Annotated in this window: 16 protein-coding genes; 7 read left to right on the top strand and 9 right to left on the bottom strand. The window is 65.7% G+C overall.

Annotated elements, in window-relative coordinates:
• The 4 genes from Q0602_RS22120 to Q0602_RS22105 all read right to left on the bottom strand — a co-directional run.
• The coding region (locus Q0602_RS22120; protein ID WP_298848073.1) for a family 43 glycosylhydrolase at nucleotides 1-496 on the bottom strand (496 nt) is incomplete at its 3' end.
• Between the two features lie 23 nt (nucleotides 497-519).
• Complete coding sequence (locus Q0602_RS22115; RefSeq protein ID WP_295036437.1) at nucleotides 520-1881, bottom strand: MFS transporter; 1362 nt, start codon at nucleotides 1879-1881, stop codon at nucleotides 520-522.
• A 150-nt stretch (nucleotides 1882-2031) separates the two neighbouring features.
• Nucleotides 2032-3438, bottom strand: coding sequence for a sugar porter family MFS transporter (locus Q0602_RS22110; RefSeq protein ID WP_295036438.1), 1407 nt, complete (start codon nucleotides 3436-3438; stop codon nucleotides 2032-2034).
• A gap of 46 nt (nucleotides 3439-3484) precedes the next feature.
• Nucleotides 3485-4219, bottom strand: a complete 735-nt coding sequence (locus Q0602_RS22105) for an SDR family NAD(P)-dependent oxidoreductase (RefSeq protein ID WP_295036439.1) — start codon at nucleotides 4217-4219, stop codon at nucleotides 3485-3487.
• Between the two features lie 187 nt (nucleotides 4220-4406).
• Here Q0602_RS22105 and Q0602_RS22100 point away from each other — a divergent pair, with 187 nt between their 5' ends.
• Nucleotides 4407-5597, top strand: a complete 1191-nt coding sequence (locus tag Q0602_RS22100; protein WP_295036441.1) for an ROK family transcriptional regulator — start codon at nucleotides 4407-4409, stop codon at nucleotides 5595-5597.
• 6 nt (nucleotides 5598-5603) lie between these two features.
• Here Q0602_RS22100 and Q0602_RS22095 read toward each other — a convergent pair whose 3' ends face one another.
• The 3 genes from Q0602_RS22095 to Q0602_RS22085 all read right to left on the bottom strand — a co-directional run bounded on the left by Q0602_RS22095 (nucleotide 5604) and on the right by Q0602_RS22085 (nucleotide 11768).
• Nucleotides 5604-6899 (bottom strand): CitMHS family transporter, encoded by a 1296-nt coding sequence (locus Q0602_RS22095; RefSeq protein WP_295036442.1) that lies wholly within the window; start codon nucleotides 6897-6899, stop codon nucleotides 5604-5606.
• Between the two features lie 337 nt (nucleotides 6900-7236).
• Entirely contained in the window at nucleotides 7237-10545 is a 3309-nt protein-coding gene (locus Q0602_RS22090) for an AAA family ATPase (protein ID WP_298848069.1), read from the bottom strand.
• Entirely contained in the window at nucleotides 10542-11768 is a 1227-nt protein-coding gene (locus tag Q0602_RS22085; protein WP_298848066.1) for an exonuclease SbcCD subunit D C-terminal domain-containing protein, read from the bottom strand. The genes Q0602_RS22090 and Q0602_RS22085 overlap by 4 nt, the downstream gene beginning before the upstream one ends.
• Before the next feature lie 154 nt (nucleotides 11769-11922).
• On the opposite strand from Q0602_RS22085, the gene nfi reads away from it, so the two are divergent.
• Nucleotides 11923-12654 carry a deoxyribonuclease V gene (nfi, locus tag Q0602_RS22080; protein WP_298848064.1) on the top strand — a complete coding sequence of 244 codons (732 nt, stop codon included), beginning with the start codon at nucleotides 11923-11925 and terminating at the stop codon, nucleotides 12652-12654.
• Between the two features lie 27 nt (nucleotides 12655-12681).
• Here the strand turns inward: nfi and Q0602_RS22075 are convergent, their stop codons facing one another.
• The gene (locus Q0602_RS22075; RefSeq protein WP_298848062.1) at nucleotides 12682-13770 is read right to left on the bottom strand and encodes an alpha/beta hydrolase; all 1089 of its coding nucleotides are present in this window, start codon (nucleotides 13768-13770) and stop codon (nucleotides 12682-12684) included.
• Nucleotides 13771-13855: 85 nt separating this feature from the next.
• A complete protein-coding gene (locus tag Q0602_RS22070; RefSeq protein WP_295036447.1) occupies nucleotides 13856-14755 on the bottom strand; it encodes an aldo/keto reductase in 900 nt (299 codons plus the stop codon).
• A gap of 138 nt (nucleotides 14756-14893) precedes the next feature.
• Here Q0602_RS22070 and Q0602_RS22065 point away from each other — a divergent pair, with 138 nt between their 5' ends.
• From Q0602_RS22065 to Q0602_RS22045, 5 genes are all read left to right on the top strand, one after another.
• Nucleotides 14894-15520, top strand: a complete 627-nt coding sequence (locus Q0602_RS22065) for a DUF1415 domain-containing protein (RefSeq protein WP_295036448.1) — start codon at nucleotides 14894-14896, stop codon at nucleotides 15518-15520.
• Between the two features lie 94 nt (nucleotides 15521-15614).
• Nucleotides 15615-16118: a thiol peroxidase gene (gene tpx / locus Q0602_RS22060; RefSeq protein WP_298848059.1), complete on the top strand. Its 504-nt coding sequence runs from the start codon at nucleotides 15615-15617 to the stop codon at nucleotides 16116-16118.
• A 133-nt stretch (nucleotides 16119-16251) separates the two neighbouring features.
• Nucleotides 16252-16683, top strand: coding sequence for an OsmC family protein (locus Q0602_RS22055; RefSeq protein WP_149433801.1), 432 nt, complete (start codon nucleotides 16252-16254; stop codon nucleotides 16681-16683).
• 225 nt (nucleotides 16684-16908) lie between these two features.
• Nucleotides 16909-18216, top strand: coding sequence for an MFS transporter (locus Q0602_RS22050; protein WP_298848056.1), 1308 nt, complete (start codon nucleotides 16909-16911; stop codon nucleotides 18214-18216).
• A gap of 104 nt (nucleotides 18217-18320) precedes the next feature.
• On the top strand, nucleotides 18321-18674 hold a 354-nt coding region (locus Q0602_RS22045; RefSeq protein ID WP_367277003.1), incomplete at its 3' end, for an MFS transporter.

Genomic DNA, 18674 nt, shown 5'->3' with positions numbered 1-18674 from the left:
CGATGTCGTAGCGCTGCAGGGCGATACCGGCGAAGGCGTTACGGCCCTTGCGGAAATCCCAGATCATGTTGAGCAGCCAGCTGCTGCCGTCATCGTCGTGGAACAGCGAGGGGTCGAAGCCGCTGCTGTTGAGAGGAACCGGTTCCGACCAGGGCCCTTCGATCCGTTCGGCGCTGACCAGATAGTTGTGGGTGTCCTTGAACGCGCCACGGCGACTCTTGACGTCGGTATAGATCAGATGGAATCGGCCATGTGCGTAGCTCAGGCACGGTGCCCACACGCCGCCGGAATCGATGTCGCCGATCATGTCCAGCTGCGAGCGCCGGTCGAGGGGCGACGGCAACTGGCGCCACTGGACCAGGTCCCGGGAGTGATGGAGCGTGACCCCGGGAAACCATTCGAAGGTCGAGGTGGCGATGTAGTAGTCGTCGCCGACCCGGAGTATCGACGGGTCCGGATGAAAGCCGGGCAGGATGGGGTTGGCAATGAGGGACATTCGATCTCCTGTCGCGACGGGTTTCAGCGTTTGGCGGCGAGGTCGGCGACGATGGCCGGATAGCGCTTGTCGAGGTCGTAGAACAGCATCAGCACGATCATCAGCGCGCAAAGGCCCATCGGCAGATAGACGAACAGCGCCTGGATCGCGAACAGCGCCGTGTCGCTCTGCTCGCCGCCACCGCCGACATAGCCGCCGAAGGCCAGTATCCATCCCAGCAGTGCCGTGCCCAGGCCGCTGCCGATCTTGATGCCCATGCTGCCGCCGCTGTAGACCATGCCTTCGTTGCGAATCCCGGTCTTCCACTCCCCATACTCGATGGTATCGCCGAGCAGCGCGAACATGCTGCCATTGATTGGTGCCTTGCCGAGCCCACGTATGATGGTACCGGCGACGATCAGATAGACGTTGCCGAGGTCGATCAGCATGACACCGTAGCCGACCAGGGTGATCAGCTCGCCGACGATGATCGCGTTGCGCTTGCCGTAGCGCTTGGTGATCGGCGCCACGAACGCCATGCCTGCCAGGATGAAGACGATGTAGGCGGTGGTGATGACGCCCACCAGCCAGGTATCGTCGAGCAGGTACTGGGCGTAGTAGACGACGGCCCCGGAGTTGAGCGCGTTGAAGATATAGGTGATCAGGATGAACAGCGTGGCCAGCGCCCAGTAGCGATTCTTGCCAAGGGTACGCAGGCTCTGCTTCAGGGGAACCGGCGCCTGGCGCCGTTTCTCGTCGGCCGGCTGAACGCGTTCGCGGGTGCTCTTGAAGGTGAACAGGAACAACCCCGTGCCGATGGCGCCGAAGATCGCGAAGGTGACGATCCATCCTCCCTGGCCGCCGCCGAACAGCGTGGCCACCGGCAGCGTCAGGTTGCTGACGAGAAGCACCCCCACCAGCGCCAGGCTCATGCGAAAGACGTTGAGCAGCGAGCGCTGATACTGGTCCTGGGTGATCAGCGAGTTGAGCGTGCCGTAGGGCACGTTGAGGCCGGTATAGACCAGGCATACCAGGTTGTAGGTCACCGCGATGTAGACCGTCTGCCAGAACGGCGAGACATCGGGCACCGCGAACAGCAGCACCGCCGAGATCGCGAACGGCACCGCCAGCCACAGCAGCCAGGGCCTGGCCTTGCCGTGTCGCGAGGTGGTCTTGTCGATCACGTAGCCCATGGCGATGTCCGAGACACCGTCGAACACCCGCGAAAACAGCATGATCGAGCCGATGATCCCGGCGGCGACGCCGATCACGTCGGTATAGTAGTAGACGATGAAGATGCTCATCGCCTGCCAGATGAAATTGCTGGCCAGATCCCCGCAGCCGTAGCCGATCCGCTCCATCAGCGGGACGGCGGCCGCGGGATCGTGCGCTGACCCTGGGTCCATCTCTCTGGTGCTTGTCCTGGTGCTTGTCTCTATCGCGCCTGTGTCGCTCGTCATTGTCACCTCGCTACTGGTGATGGCCGCCGCGGCCGCTGCTCTCGGCGGGGCCGCGACGACCACTCCTATCCGTGAACCTATCCGTGGATTGTCGCCTTACTCGTAGGCCATCTCCTCGAGTTCCTTGCCGTTGGTTTCACGCACGAAGCGGGCGACGAAGACGGCCGAGATCAGCGCGCAGAGGGCATAGAAGCCGTAGGCGCCGGTCAGGCCGATCGACGCCAGCATGATCGGGAAGGTCATGGTGATGGCGAAGTTGGCGACCCACTGGAACAGGCCGGCGATGGCCAGGCCCGAGCCGCGTACCTGGTTGGGGAACATCTCGCCGAGCATGACCCACATCACCGGGCCCCAGGAGACGTTGAAGAAGAAGACGTAGACGTTGGCAGCGATCAGCGCGAGCACGCCATTGCCCGTGGAGAGCGCCAGCGAACCGTTGACGATGTCGGCGGTGGAGAAGGCGTAGACCAGCATCGCCAGGGTGACGGTCATGCCCACGGAGCCACCCCACAGCAGCGGCTTGCGCCCGATCCGGTCGATCAGGCCGATGGTGACCAGGCAGGCGGCGATGCTGACGGCGCCACTGATGACGTTGATCATCAACGCATCGCTTTCGGAGAAGCCGACCGCCTGCCACAGTACCGCGCCGTAGTAGAACACCACGTTGATACCCACCAGCTGCTGGAACACGGCCAGACCGATGCCGATCCAGACCAGCTTCAGCACCTTGCCGGTCTGCGGATTGATCAGGTCCCGCAGGCGCGGCTGGTGACGACTGGAGAGGGAGGCACGGATATCGGCCAGACGCTTGTGGGTACCGGCTTCGTCATAGACCAGGCGAAGGACCCGCTCGGCCTTGTCGTCGTGTCCGGCGCTGACCAGGAAGCGCGGGCTTTCCGGGATGAACATCAGCGCGATCAGGAAGATGACCGCCGGGATCAGTTCCATCCAGAACATGCAGCGCCAGGCCTCGAACCCGAACCACAGCGTTGCGGTGGAGCTGCCGGCGACATTGGCCAGGATGTAGTTGTTGAGAAAGGAGAAGAACAGGCCCCCGATGATCGCCACCTGCTGGATCGTCGCCAGCCGGCCGCGCAGGTGGGATGGGGCGATCTCGCTGATGTAGGCCGGCGACATGACGCTGGCCGCGCCAACCGCCAGGCCGCCCAGGACACGATAGATCACGAACTCGAGCGATCCGCCGGCGATACCGGAACCCCAGGCACTGATGATGAAGAAGACGGCGGCCACCAGCAGCAGCGTACGGCGGCCGAACTTGTCCGCCAGGCGGCCGGCGAAGAAGGCGCCGACGGCGCAGCCGAGCAGCATCGAGGCGACATTGAATCCGGTGCCGACGCTCTGCGACTGGAAGGCCTGCTGCAGGCCATCGACGGTACCGTTGATGACGCCACTGTCGAAGCCGAACAGGAAGCCGCCGATGGCGGCGACGCAACAGGTGAGCAGAACCACGACAGGGCGTTGTGAAGCAACTTGAGTTGGCATTGTGAAGCTCCGTTGGTGTATCGAGGACGGTGTCGGCGACTCGCGATCAGAGCCAGCCGGCGTCGACCCAGTAGTTGTGTGCGGTGCAGGCGGCCGCGTCATCCGAGGAGAGGAACAGCACCATGGCGGCCACGTGATGGGGATGGATACGCACCTTGAGCTTCTGCTCGGCGACGATCTGGGCTTCGTCCTCGGGGCCGTACCAGCGGGATTGACGCGGCGTCTTGACATTGCCGGGGATCACGCAGTTGACCCGGATGCCGTCGCTGCCCAGCTCGCTCGCCAAGGCCCGGGTCAGCCCCTCGATGCCGGCCTTGGCGGTTTCGTAGAGCACCATGCCGGGCTGGCCCAGGTGCCAGCTGATCGAGCCCAGGTTGATGATCACGCCCTCTCCCCTGCGGCGCATGGCAGGAGCGACCTCGCGGGCGGCCAGCGCCAGGTGGCGCAGGTTGACCGCCATGCGGTCGTCCCAGTATTCGGGCGTGACGTCCTCGAGCCGGTGACGGTCGTCATTGGCGGCATTGTTGACCAGCACGTCGACCTCGCCGATGCCGGCAAGCGTCGCGATCAACGCCTCGGCATCGGTGAGGTCGCAGCGATGAAAATGGACTCGTTCGCCCAGCTCGTCCGCCAGCGCCTCGGCGTCATCGAGGATATCGATGAAATGAACCTGGGCGCGCTGCGCAGCGAAGGCGCGTACCAGGCCCGCCCCGATGCCGGAACCGCCGCCGGTGACGACGACGCGCTTGCTTTCGAGACTGGGATAGATGGCTGACTGCATGAGGTCTCTCGATGGTTAGTAAATACTGTTAACTAAGTGTTGCCGCAGCATGCGCGCTTGGCGAACCGGCCGCCATTGGTCATTGGTGTTAAGACTTAGGTCGCGACGAGAGGAGCGCCTTCGGTGGGAATCGGCCGGCTTTGGTATAGTCGCGGCATCCACCGCCACCCGACGTTGCCATCATCCAATGCATAATGCGTTCACGCCGCAGACCTCCGGCGATCTCAACTACCTCAAGAGCCTCAACCGCAGCACGATCCTGAGCACCGTGCGCCGGAGCCCCGGGTTGTCGCGGGCCGACATCGCGCTGCGAACCGGCCTGACCAAGGCCACGGTGGGCAGCGTGGTGCAGGCGCTGGTCGAGCGGGGATGGCTGCGCGAAGGGGAGCTCCACGCGCGCGGCGGGGGGCGGCCGGGGCGGGCGCTCTACCTGGATGGCGAGCGCCACTACATGCTGGGTGCCGAGGTCGGGGTCAAGGGGCTGCGGCTGGTTGCTTGCAATCTTCTTGGCGTCGTCCTGGCAAGCATTCACCAGGAGGAGCCTCCCACCGATCCTGCCACGACCGCGAAGCGGCTGGCGGCGCTGCTGGTACAGCTGCGTCAGGCGCCCGACATCGCGGAACGCCGCTGCCTTGGACTAGGGGTCGCGGTGCCGGGCCCCGTCTCGCCCAGGGCGCCGATCCTGAGCCTGGCGCCCAACCTGGGTTGGGTGGACATCGACTTCCTGGCGCTGCTGCGCGAGCAACCGGATCTGCCGGACGGCGTGTGGCTGCTGGACAACGAGGCGAACGCCGCCGCCTTCGGCGAGTTCTATTTCTTCGAGGGCGTGCCCCCTGAGTCGATCGCCTACATCAGCGCCGGCAGCGGCATCGGCTGTGGCGTGGTCAGCGGCGAGCACTTTCCGCTGGTGCCGCGGGGCCACCAGGGGCTGGTGGGGGAGATCGGGCATACCGTGATACAGCCGGGGGGCGCGCTCTGCCACTGCGGCAATCACGGCTGCGCGGAGACGCTGGTCAGTGGGTGGGCGCTGCGCGAGGCGCTGCACGTCGACATCGATGCCAGTCTCAGCAACGCGGTTCTGGCCCGGGCCGAGGATGGCGAGGTCCAGGCCGTGATGAAGCGAGCCGGCGAAGCGCTCGGCCTGCTGATGCTCAACCTGCATCACACGCTCAACCCGTCGATGCTGATTCTGGGGGGATCGTTGATGAAGCTGGGCGAGAGCCTGACCGGGCCGGCCCTGGCCTACTTCGCCACCCACCAGAACGACCTGCTCCGGCAGTCGCAGACGATACCCGTCAAGGTGATCGGGGACAGCACCTACGTGGCCGCCAGAGGCGCCGCCGCCCAGGTCATGGCCCGGGCGGCGATCGAGATCTGAGCCGGGTCAGAGCAGCCCGATCAGGTAGGCGAACGCCAGCATCACCAGGCTGAAGAGCCACAGCAGGAAGAAGGAGTAGCGGATATGGCGGCCCATCTCCGCGCCGGCCAGGCCGAGGGCCAGCCACATGGCGGGAGAGAACGGGCTGATCATCTTGCCGACGTTGTTGCCGATCGCCATGGCGTAGACCACGCTGTCGGCGGCGACGCCCTGGGTCGAAGCGACCTGCTCGACCACTGGCAGCAGGGCGAAGTAATAGGCATCGGTGCTGGTCAGCATGTCCAGCGGCACGCCGAAGACGCCGATTACCAGATGCAGGTAGGGCACCATGGATTGGGGCAGCACCTGGGCCAGGTCGGTGGCGATCGACTCGAGCATGCCGGTACCGGAGAGGATCCCCAGGAAAGCGCCGGCGGCGCTGATGATCGACGCCATCAGCAGGGCGCCGGGCGCGTGCGCCTTGATGCGTTCCATCTGCTGGCTGGGCTTGGGGTAGTTGGCCAGCAGCACGACACCGAGCGCCAGCATGAACATGTAGGCTGGCGGCATGACGCCGGATGCCAGCACGCCGATGGTGGCGACGGCGATGGCCAGGTTGAGCCAGAACCGGGGCGGCAGCGCCTTGCCGTTCTCGGCGTCGGCCACCACGTTGTCCGGCGAGGCTTGGTCGGCCTGAGCGGGCAGGCGCTTGATCCGGCCCTGTTCGCGCAGGCCGAGCAGCGCGGCAAAGATCATCAGGATGACGAAGCCCGCGATCTGCACCGGCAGCATGGCGCGCCACAACTCGGTGGGACTGATGCCGGTGACGGCGGCGGCGCGTCCGATCGGGCCCGCCCAGGGGACGAGGTTCATGATGCCGATGCTCGCCGAGACGATCAGCAGCAGCAGGTAAGGACTCATTCGCAGGCGCTGGTAGAGCGGCAGCAGCGCGGGTATGGAGATCAGGAACGTGGAGGCGCCGGAACCATCGAGATGAGCGATGGTGCCGATCACGCCGGTACCCATGGCGACGGCGATCACATTGCCGCGAGTGAGTGCTACCACGCGGTTGATCAGGGGATCGAACAGGCCGACGTCCTGGAGCACGCCGAAGAAGAGGATGGCGAAGATGAACATCACCGCCACGTTGGCGACATCCTGCAGTCCCGACTCGAAGAATCCGGCAATGTCCGTCGGCCCGAAGCCGGCCAGAAGGGCGCCGATCAACGGCACCATCGACAGCGCGATGATCGGTGTGACGCGCTCGGTAAGCAGTAACGCCACGATGGCAATGATGATGCCAAGGCCAATGATCGTGAGCAAGAATCACCTCCGCTAGATGGCATGCGTCACCGGAAATGGTTCGGCATGAAATGACGATGCGGCGGGATGGTAGGCAGAGCCCATTCTTCGAGGCAACTCTTACATAAACGTAAACATTACTGATTTGTAAGGGTTTTATGGTATCTATCGGGTGATGTGGCGGAGGGAATTATCGGCACTCGTCGTTGTAATTCTTGAGGAATTTATCGGGGCGCGAGGCGTACGATACGACACCAACCTTTCCAATCGGAAAGGTCGATGTCGTCTATTCGGTGTCGATTTGTAGACCAAAGTCTAAGCTCTGGTCGGTCCGTGGGTGCTGCGCGATGAAGGGCATTCAAAGGCGTCGAATCACGAGCTGGCTGGCGCCGTTGCCCCTGGGTTCGACCCGTATCTGTAGCGGGATTCGCTCGTGCATCTCCTGCACGTGGGAGATCACGCCGACGCGTCGGCCCTGGGCCTGCAGGCCATCGAGGGCATCCATCGCCAGTGCCAGCGACTCCGGGTCCAGGCTGCCGAAGCCCTCATCGATGAACAGCGATTCGATCGCCAATTGATGCGACGCCATCGAGGCCAGCCCCAGCGCCAGCGCCAACGACACCAGGAAGGTCTCGCCGCCGGAGAGCGAGTGCACCGAGCGCCGCTCGTCGGCCATGTCGCCATCGATCACCAGAATGCCCAGCTCGCTTCCGCCGCGAGCGAGGCGGTAGCGCGGCGTCAGGGCGCGCAGGTGCTGGTTGGCGTGGGTCAGCAGATGGTCGAGGTTGTAGGCCTGGGCGATGCGCCGGAAACGCTTGCCATCGGCGCTGCCGATGAGTCCGTTGAGGCGCTCCCAGCGATCGACCTCGCGCTGGGCCGACTCGCGCGCGCGGGCACCCTCGCGCTGGGCCTGGCGACGGCGGTCGTCCTCGCGCAGGCGGTGCTGAGAGGCATCCCGGGTTTCCTGGCGTTCGTCGCGCTGGCGGATCAACGCCTGCGCGGTCTCGCGTTGGGTGGTCAGGCGCAGCGATAGCGCATGGGTGTTCGTCTCGTCGAGCAACTGCGCCGTGTCCGCTGCTGGCAGCAAGCGACGGCGCTGATCTCGTAGCGCCTCCCGACGCTCCTCGCGCTTGATGCTCGCGGCGTTTCGCTCGCGCTCCTGCTGCGCCAGGGCATCGCGAAGCTGGCGGTGGTCGTCTGCGCTGACACCCAGCAAGCTATCGATGCGTTCGTCATCGAGCATCGGCCGCGCCGCGCGCCAGGCCTGCCAGGCGCCATCGAGAGCTTCAAATTCTGTCTGTGCTTCGGTCTGGCGCTGCTCAAGGTCCGCCACGCGTTGAGTCGACTGCGTGTGTGCCTGGGTCAGGTTCTGCCAACGCGTCTGGCACGTTTCCAGCGCCGCTTCCGCATGCTCTCGGCGCTGCTCCAGGGTGGTTTGCCAGTCGTTGACCGAAGCATGGTGACCCAATCGAGCCGACAGTTGCCGCGAGATATCGTCGCGGGCCTGCCGAAGCGCGGGCAGTGAGGTTTCCAGCGCTTGCCGGCGTTCGTGGCTCAACGATCGACGCTCCTCGAGCCGGCCGAGTTCCAGCGAGAGCTGCTGCCATTCGGCCTCCAGCGGCTGGAGGGCGCGTTCGGCCTCGTCGAGCGCACCGAGCTGATCGCTGGCCTCGCGCCATTGCCGGGTGAGCTGCTGCTGGCGTGACTCGAGCCAGTGATCGGCGTTCTCGCTCTGGCGCAGGGCAGATGCGGCGCTGTGGGCATCGATGACCTGCTCGGCATGCTCGAGCTGGCGCGTCACGGTCTCGAGATGGCTCTCTCGCTCCTGCAGGCCCTGGCGGCAGGCGCGATAGTCTGCGCTGCACTGGTGATAGGCCTGATGAGCGTTCTCGACTTTGCGGCGTTGATCGGCGAGCTGCGCCTGCTCCTGCCGCTCGATCGCCTCGATCAGCGTGGCGTCGGGTCGAGATGGCGGCGAATGGCGGTAAGGGTGATCGATGCCGCCGCAAACCGGGCAGGGCTGGTCGTCGCTCAACTGCTGGCGCAGTCGATCGACCGCGTCGCTGCGCGCGGCGCTGGCACCCTCTATCTGCTGGCGGACCGCGGTCTCCTCGGCCTCGGCAGCGGTGAGCTGCACCTTCGCGCGCCTGCCCTGGGCTTCCAGATCCGCCAGTCGCTGGCGTTCGCTCTGGAGTTGGTGCTGCGTGGTGCTGCGCTCCTGGCGCAGGCGCTCACCCTCGCGCCAGTCCTGCTGAAGGGTCTGGAGGGCCTGGAGGTCGCGCTGGGCTCGATCGCGCCGATCGTTCAGGGCGCTGCGGGTGTCATGAGCGAGCTGGCGTGAATCCACGCCTTCGCGCTCGCCGAGAAGGCCAACGAGCGTCGCACGCTGTCGCTGCAGCCGCTGTTCGAGCGACTGACGGGAGGCCACCAGTTGCCGGTGGCGTTCGTCGTCGGCCTTGCTCGTCTCGGCAAGCTGGCGGTGTTCCTGTTGCTGCTGCTCCAGCCGCTGTTGCTGGTGTTCGAGATCGGCCGCCAGCCGGCGGGCCCGTTCCAGTTCGGGCTGCGCGGCCTGATAGGCGTTTCTCGCCTGCTCACGGGCTTCTCGTGCCGCGCTCAATTGCGGCTCGAGCGTGCGTCGTTCGGTGTCGCACGCTTCCAGCTGGCGTCGTTCGTCTTCCAGTGTCTGCCGGCGGGCGGTCAGCGACCGTGCCAGCGCCTGACGACGTTCGGCACGCTCGCGCCAGGGTGCCAGGTCGTCGAGCTGCGCCAGTCGTTCACGCTGCGGCTGGCTCTGCTGCCAAGTCTGTTCGATCCGCTGCCATTGCGCATCGGCCTGCTGCCACGCCTGATGAAGCTGGGCATCGCGTTCGAGTTCGACGGCCTGGGTCTGGTGGCGGTTCAGCTCCGCCTGGAGCTCGGCCAGCGCCTGCTCCTCGATCTGGGCTTGGCGTTCGAGTTCAGCGCGGGTCTCGGCATCCACCGGGAGGGAATCGGCCAGCCGCGCGTCGATCGCCTCGAGCGCGGTTTTGGCATCACGCACGCGTTGATAGGCGGCCTTGGATATCTCGGAGTAGTGCTGGGTGTCGGTCAGTCGTTCGAGCAGCTCGCTGCGCTCGTTGTCGTCGGCCTTGAGGAAGGCGGCGAACTCGCTCTGGGCCAGAAGCACGGCGCGGGTGAACTGGTCGAACTTGAGTCCCAGCCGCTCGGGCAGCAGCTTCTCGAACTCCCGGGTCTGGGCGGTGAGCAGCTGGTTGGCGTCCAGGTCGGTCAACGACTGCTCGGCTTTCTGCAGGCTGCCGTCGACCTTGTCGCGGGCGCGGCGCACCGACCAGCGAGCGCGGTAGCGACGGCCGTCGCGACCGACGAAATCGACCTCGGCAAAGCCGCCGACACAGCCGCGGCGCAGCAGGGTACGGGCGTCGGCGGTGGTCAGCGTGTCGGCGTTGACGTCGGCGATCTGGGAATCCCGCCGTGGCGCCTGGCGCAGGCGCGGCGTGCTGCCGTAGAGCGCCAGGCAGAGTGCGTCGAGCAGGGTGCTCTTGCCGGCACCGGTGGGGCCGGTGATGGCGAACAGGCCCTGGTCGACCAGCGGTGAGGCGGTGAAGTCGATCTCGTGGCGACCGGCCAGCGAGGCCAGGTTTTCCAGCCGGATGGCAAGGATCTTCATGCCTCGACCTCGCTGTCCTGAACCTGTTGCAGCAGGGTGGCGAAATCGGCCAGCACGTCCTCCGGTGGCGGGTTGCCGTAACGACTCTGCCAGGTCCGCGTAAAGATCTCCTGCGGGGTCAGGCTGTCGAGATCGACGTTGGCGGCATTGTCGTCACGCCCGCCGGCGTCGGGGTAGCGGCTGTGAATGCGCAGCAGGCGCAGCGGCTTGTCCGCCATCGCCGCTTCGACGCGCGCTCGCAGGTCGGGGCGCGGTGCGTCGAGATCGACCCGGATCTCCAGCCATGGCCAGCGCTCCCGGGGCAGTTCGGCGTCGATCTCCAGCGTCTCGAGCTCCCGTTCGACCTCCTCGAGGCTGCCCGGCCCCACGCGGCGCAGCGCCACGTGGCGCGGTATCGGCAGGCTCTCGATGGCCTCGAGCTCGGCGCCGTTCAGGCTCACTTCGAGCACCTGGTGCGGATAGTGGCTCTCGCTGAAGTCCAGCGGCAGTGGCGAACCGCTGTAGCGAATGCGGGTTTCGCCGACCTGCTGGGGGCGATGCAGGTGGCCGAGCGCGACGTAGGCGATGGAACTCGGGAACAGCGTCGCCGGCACCGACTCCTCGCCACCGATGACGATGGGGCGCTCGCTCGCCTCGGAGACGGCGGCGCCCTGCAGATGGGCGTGGCTCATCGCCACCAGTGCCTGGCCCGGCCCGCGGCGGGCCTCGGCGGCTTCGACCAGTTCGCCGTGAACCCGGGCGATCCCCTCGCGATAGTCGTCGACATCGCCACCGGTGACCTCGGCCGGGCGCAGGAAGGGGAGCGCCAGACACCAGGCCCCGAGCACGCCGTCGGCGTCGTGCAGCGGGACCAGCAGGCGGTCGCTGTCGAGACGGCCGTCGTCGAGCCAGTGCACCCGCCCCAGGGCGTGGGTCTTGAGGCTCTGCATCAGCGGCGCGGGCAGCTCGATGCGCGAACCGCTGTCGTGGTTGCCGGCGATCATCACGATCTCCAGCGCCGGCAGGGCGGCGTGGGCGGCGACGATGAAGTCGTAGAGCAGCTCCTGGGCGCGCAGCGAGGGATTGACCACATCGAAGATGTCACCGGCGATCAGCAGCGCATCGGGCTGACGCTCGACGAGCGTCGCCAGCAGCCAGTCGAGAAAGGCGCGATGCTCGACATGACGTTCCTGGCCGTGGAAGGACTGGCCCAGATGCCAGTCGGCGGTGTGGAGGAGTTTCATGGCGTGGCGCCCTGTGACATCGGAGGAGACGAAGCGGTAAAAGCGTCGCCAAGTGTAACGCGACGTCGCGTCGATTGAAGGAGAATCGCGAGTGGAGGTCGACACTTTCCGCGGCTAGGCTGGTGTCCTCAACCTGGATGACGGGAGGCGCGGGATGGCGCTACACGAATGGAATCTGACGCCCGAGGCGGCGATCGCACTGCAGAAGCAGCTGGCGCCGAGAATCGTGCGCGAGGACGCGCTGGGAGAGGTCGGCCTGATCGCGGGAATGGATATCGGCTTCGAGGATGGCGGGGAGACCACCCGCGCGGCGCTGGTGCTGCTCGAGTGGCCGTCGCTCGCGCTGGTGGAGCAGGTGGTGCATCGCGAGCCGACGCGCATGCCCTACGTGCCGGGGCTGTTGTCGTTTCGCGAGATTCCGGCGGCGCTGGGGGCGTTCGAGCAGCTCTCCCAGCGCCCGGACCTGGTCATGGTCGATGGCCAGGGCATCGCCCATCCGCGTCGTCTGGGAATCGCCTCGCACCTGGGGCTGTGGCTCGACCTGCCGACCATCGGCGTGGGCAAGAGCCGGCTGTGCGGCCAGTTCGGGGAGGTACCGTCGGTCAAGGGTGGGTGGACGCCGTTGACCGACCGGCGACGAGAGGAGGATCCGAACGACGTCGCCCTCGACGAGCGCGGACGCGTCACCATCGGCGCGGTGTTGCGCTCGCGGGAGGGGGTGAAGCCGCTGTTCGTATCGCCCGGGCATCGCATGTCCCTCGATGGCGCCGTCGACTGGGTGGTGCGCTGCCTGGGCAGGACCAAGCTGCCGGAGCCGACCCGGCTGGCGGATCGGCTGGCGTCGAGGAAGGGCGAAGTGGCGGTCAGCGGGCAGCTGTCGCTGTAGCCTCCGATTGCAAGAGGCGCCCCAGGCTCAGGATGCGTCGAGGCGCTTCAGGCCCTCAAGCAGTGCCTCGTGAAACCGCTCGGGCTGCTGGATATGCGGTGAGTGGCCCAGGTCGGGGAATTCGACCAGCTCGGCGTCGGGGATGCGTTCGGCGGCGCGTTCGCCCAGCACGTCGTAGTGCCCCAGGGTTTTCTTGACCTCGTCGGAGGCGAGCCCCTTGCCGATCGCCGTGTTGTCCTTCTCCCCGATCAGCAGCAGCGTCGGCACCTGGATCTCGTCGAACTCGTGGATGACCGGCTGGGTGAAGACCATGTCCGAGGTGAGGGCCTGATCCCAGGCGACGAGATCCCCCTCCGGCCCCGCGTACATACCGGCCAGCATGTCGACCCAGCGGTCGTAGCGCGGCTCCCATTCGCCGACGTAGTAGGTCGACTGCTGATAGCGGCGGATCCCCTCGGCGTCTTTCTTCCGCTCGCTGGCGTAGGCTTCGTCGATCGGCTGATAGGGCACGCCCATGGCCTTCCAGTCCTCGAGGCCGATCGGGTTGACCAGCACCAGTTTCTCGGTCTGCTCGGGGTACATCAGCGTGTAGCGGCTCGCCAGCATGCCGCCCATGGAGTGGCCCATGATCGTGACATCGTCGAGATCGAGGCTTTCGAGCAGGGCGTGAGTGTTGGCGGCGAGCTGGTGGAAGCTGAACTGGTACGCCTTGGGCTTGCTCGACTTGCAGAAACCGATCTGATCCGGCGCGATCACTCGGTAGCCCGCTGCGTTGAGACGCTCGATGGAGTCTTCCCAGGTCGCGGCGCAGAAGTTCTTGCCGTGGAGCAGCACGATGGTGTGGCCATTGGGCTCGTCGGCAGGGACGTCCAGGTATGCCATCTGCATCTCTTGACGCTGAGAGGTGAAGCGAAAGCGCTCCACCGGGTATGGATAGTCGAAGCCTTCCAGTTCGGCGCCGTAGCGTGGCGTTGTCTTGCGATCTGGCTCGGCGGCGTCGGCTTCCTGGGCCTCGGCGCTCACCGATACGCCAGCCAGCGTGGTGCCAAGGGCGAGGCTCAAGGCCGGTAGCCAATGGCGGTAGGGAGAGGCCGGGGTCGCTGACATCGCTTGCATGCATCGCTCCTGATGGGGCTGAGTGGGAAAGTGCTGGGAGGGAAAGTGCGTTGATACGGTTTTAGACGACGGCGTCGCCGATAGTTCAAACGATATCCAGCGACACCGGCTCCCGGGGCGCCGGGAAGGCGTCGTCGAGCCGGGTGAGGTCGTCATCGTCGAGTTCGATGTTCAAGGCTTCGGCATTGGCCTCGACGTGGGCCAGGGTCGACGCCTTGGGAATGGAGACGACCGATCTCGGCCCCTCGCGGTGGCCGCTGACAGGGCGAATGGTCCAGGCCAGCAGGATCTGTGCGGCGCTGGCGTCATGCTTGTCGGCGATCTCGTTGACCACCGTGGAGGAGAGCAGCTTGGCGCGCAGTCGACCTCCCTGGGCCAGGGGGCAGTAGGCCATCACCGGGATATGGTGATCCTGCATCCAGGGGATGACGTCGACCTCGATGCCGCGGGAACCGAGATGATAGAGCACCTGGTTGGTCGCGCAATCGGCGGCGGCCGGCAGCGCATCCATGGCTCTGAGGTTGCCGGCATCGAAGTTGGAGACGCCAAATCGGCGTATCTTGCCCTGATCGCGCAGTCGCTCGAACGCCTCGAACGTCTCTTCCAGGGGAATGCTGCCGGGCCAGTGCAGCAGGTAGAGATCGAGCGTCTCGATCCCCAGCCGTTCGAGGCTGCCTTCGCAGGCGGCGATGGCGCTGTCCCGGCCGGCGTTCCAGGGGTAGACCTTGGAGACCACGAAGGCGTCGTCGCGACGATCGCGTATCGCTTCGCCGACGACCTCCTCGGCACCGCCGTCGCCGTACATCTCGGCCGTATCGATCAACGTCAGGCCCAGGTCCAGGCCGTGCCGCAACGCCGCCACCTCCTGCCGGCGCGGCACCCGATTCTCTCCCATGTACCAGGTGCCCTGGCCGATGGCCGGCAGGGATAGAGGCGACTCTTCCTGGCTTCCTGGCATCACAATCTGCGGCAGCGAACGTGGCATCGAAAACTCCGGTTCGTGAAAACGTTACTGTTATGCTGGTCGCCACTCGCGAGTTTCGCAAACCACGGCGTTGGCAGATCGTGTTCGTCGGCCACCGTGTAACGTTGCCCGACTGTGTGCCCCGTCCGTTGGTTTCCCGTGAACCGCCTCGCGGTGCGGGTGAACGTCTCGCGGTCATCGTCCACCGGTTTCAGGAGAACCCCCATCGAACCCTCTTCGCTCAGTCGGACCCGGGCCTGGGTCGAATCCTTCGTCGTCGCCCACGACATCTGTCCCTTTGCCGGGCGCGAAGTGCGTCGGGACGCCATTCGCTACGCCGTGGCCGAAGCCAGCGACCTGGAAGGGCTGCTCCACGAGCTGGTGGCCGAGTGCCGGCGTCTCGATGCGGACGCTGGCCTTGCCACCACGCTGCTGATCGCGCCGGTGGGCATGGACGACTTCGACGACTACCTGGACTGGCTCGAGCTGGCCGAGCGGCTGATGGAGGAGCTGGGATATGCCGGCATCTATCAGCTGGCCAGTTTCCACCCGGACTATGTGTTCGAGGGCGTGGCGGCGGACGACCCCGCCAACGCCACCAACCGTTCGCCCTGCCCGATGCTGCACATCCTGCGGGAAGCCGAGCTCGAGCGGGCGATCGCGCACCATGCCGACCCCGAAGGCATTCCCGAGCGCAACATGGCGCTGTTGCGAGCCCCGGGATCGCGGGCCCTGGCCAGATCCCGACAGTTGCTGGATCGAACGTCCGACGGGCCCGGTGAATAGGCTATGCTGATAGCTGGCGCCGATGTCGTCCGACATCGCGTGCAACGGTTTGCCATCGTTTCGTCTTTGAATCGTTCCTTCCGGAGAGACCATCATGCAGAGCGTGACGCGAGGCGGCGTGGCCGTCGAGGTCGGCGGTGATTTCCCCGCCGTTGGCGACAGAGCCCCCGCCTTTACCCTGACCAATGCCGAGCTGGAGGAGGTGTCGCTGGCGGACTTCTCCGGCCGATGCAAGGTGCTCAACATCATCCCCAGCGTCGACACCAGGACCTGTGCGATGTCCACGCGCAAGTTCAACGAGTACGCCAGCGGGCTCGACAATACCGTCGTGCTGGTGGTGTCGGCGGACCTGCCCTTCGCGCAGAGCCGGTTCTGCGGTGCCGAAGGGTTGGATCGCGTCGTCACGCTCTCCAGTTTCCGCCACCCCGAGTTCCGCGAGAGCTACGGTGTCGCGCTGCAGAGCGGCGCCATGGCCGGACTGTGCGCCCGCGCGGTGATCGTGCTGGACGAGCAGGACACGGTGGTACACGCCGAGCTGGTCAGCGAGATCAAGAATGAGCCCGACTACGATGCAGCGCTGGCGGCCCTCGAGGCGTGAGGATGGAGATGGCAGGGGGACAGAGATGGCGGGAGGGATGACCTCCGAGCCATGTGGTCTACACTGATTCTCGCCCATCCACCGCGATGGTCGATTGCATCGAAACGTCACATCAAACCAGAAGGAGCTGACGATGACGATCAAGAAATCCGGATCCGCCGAATGGAAGGGTAGCCTCAAGAAGGGCAAGGGCGTCGTTTCCACCGAGAGTGGCGCCCTCGAGCAGAACCCCTACGGTTTCAATACCCGTTTCGAGGGTCAGCCGGGCACCAATCCCGAAGAGCTGATTGCCTCCGCTCATGCCAGCTGCTTTTCGATGGCGCTGTCGATGATGCTGGGCGAGGAGGGCATCGAGCCCGACAGCATCAAGACCGACGCCACCGTCATCATGGAGCAGGACGACAGCGGCTTCACCATCACCGAAGTGCAACTCAAGACCGTGGCCAAGATTCCGGGAGCCGACCAGGCGACCTTCGACAGCGCCGCCCAGAAGGCCAAGGAAGGGTGCCCGATCTCCAAGTTGCTGAACGCCAGGATCTCGCTGGACGCCAAGCTGGAAAGCTGAACCTCCGGCGACGGGAAGAACCGGCCCTCGAGGCCGGTTTTTTTGCGTCGGGCTGGGCCGCGTCCTGGCCCCGCGGCTGCGTGAACCGCACTGACGGAACTTGCAAAGTCTGGTAATGTCGTGGCCCCCTTCATGCGCCGGGCGGCATCCTCCGTCGTACATCCGTGACGCACGTTGGCTACTGGACACCTGCACGTTTCAACGCCTCAGAAAAAGAACACGGCTATGGCTAACGCACCTCAATACGATGCGGCTCCGTCGCGTCCGCTGTCACGCGGTGACATCAAGATCCTGTCGCTCTCCGCCCTGGGTGGCGCGCTGGAATTCTACGACTTCATCATCTTCGTCTACTTCGCCACCGTGATCGGGCATCTGTTCTTCCCGCCCGACATGCCGGAGTGGCTGCGGATGGTCCAGACCTACGGTATCTTCGCCGCCGGCTATCTGGCGCGTCCGCTGGGCGGCATCATCATGGCGCACTTCGGCGACCTGCTGGGCCGCAAGCGCATGTTCACGCTGTCGATCTTCCTGATGTCCGTACCGACGCTGCTGATCGGCTGCCTGCCGACCTACGATACCATCGGTTATCTGGCGCCACTGCTGCTGGTGCTGATGCGGATCCTGCAGGGCGCGGCGGTCGGCGGCGAGGTTCCCGGTGCCTGGGTGTTCGTGACCGAACACGTCTCGCGCAAGGACGTGGGGCTGGCCTGCGGCACGCTGGCTTCCGGGCTGGTGGCCGGCATCCTGATCGGATCGGTGATCTCGGCGTTCCTGAAGTCGTACTGCACGCCGGAGGAGATGAGCGCCTACGGCTGGCGGGTGCCGTTCCTGATCGGCGGCGTCTTCGGCTTCCTGGCGGTCTATCTGCGCCGTTACCTGGAAGAGACGCCGGTGTTCGCCGAGATGCGTGCCAAGAAAGCGCTCTCCGACGGGCTGCCGGTCAAGCGCGTGCTCAGTCGCCACATGGACAGCGTGGTGCTGTCGATGGCGGTGACCTGGATTCTCACCGGCGCGGTGGTGGTGGTGGTGCTGATGACGCCGAGCCTGTTGCAGACGCTCTACGGCATCGACGCCTCGCTGGCCAACGTCTGGGCCATCGTCTGCGTGATCATCGGCTGCGTGGTCTCGGGCTGGTGCTGCGATCGCCTCGGCAGCGGGATCACGATCATCGCCTGGAGCCTGCTGCTGGGCGTCGGCTACTGGGTGATGATGCACACGGTGCCGACCAGTCCCGATCAACTGACGCCGCTCTACTGCCTGGCCGGTTTCGGCGTCGGCATCGTCGGCGTGGTACCCACCATTGCGGTCAAGTCGTTTCCGGCAGCGGTGCGGTTCTCGGGACTCTCGTTCTCCTACAACGTCGCCTACGCGATCTTCGGTGGTTTCACCCCGGTGGTGGTGTCGACGTTGATGGCCAGTCATCCCGCCGCGCCGGCCTACTACATCGCCGCGCTGGCGGCGCTCGGCGTGGTGATCGGCCTGTTCCTGCTACGCGCGCCAAGCGGGCAGCGACTGGCGTTGATGCAGAACTGACCTCTCCGTGCCAGGTTCCTGGCCGCATCGGCCCGGGGCCTGGCGACTCGATCCCCGAGTGATCGCGACGACGCCCACGGCCGTCGTTCGCCTGGAACACCGATATGTCCCATGATTCCATTTCGACGCGTCCGCTCTCCCGCAGCGACGTCAAGGTGCTCTCGCTGTCGGCACTGGGCGGTGCGCTGGAGTTCTACGACTTCATCATCTTCGTTTACTTCGCGACGACCATCGGGCAACTGTTCTTCCCGCCGGACATGCCGGAGTGGCTGCGCCAGACCCAGACCTTCGGCATCTTTGCCGCCGGCTACCTGGTGCGTCCGCTGGGCGGCATCGTGATGGCGCACTTCGGCGACCTGCTGGGACGCAAGCGGATGTTCACGTTGTCGATCTTCATGATGGCACTGCCGACGCTGGCGATCGGCTGCCTGCCGACCTACCAAGCCATCGGCTATCTG

The sequence above is a fragment of the uncultured Salinicola sp. genome (genome assembly GCF_937921195.1).
GTDB lineage: Bacteria > Pseudomonadota > Gammaproteobacteria > Pseudomonadales > Halomonadaceae > Salinicola.
Note: the sequence above shows the minus strand (reverse complement) of the source record. Positions and strands in the feature narration are given on the sequence as shown.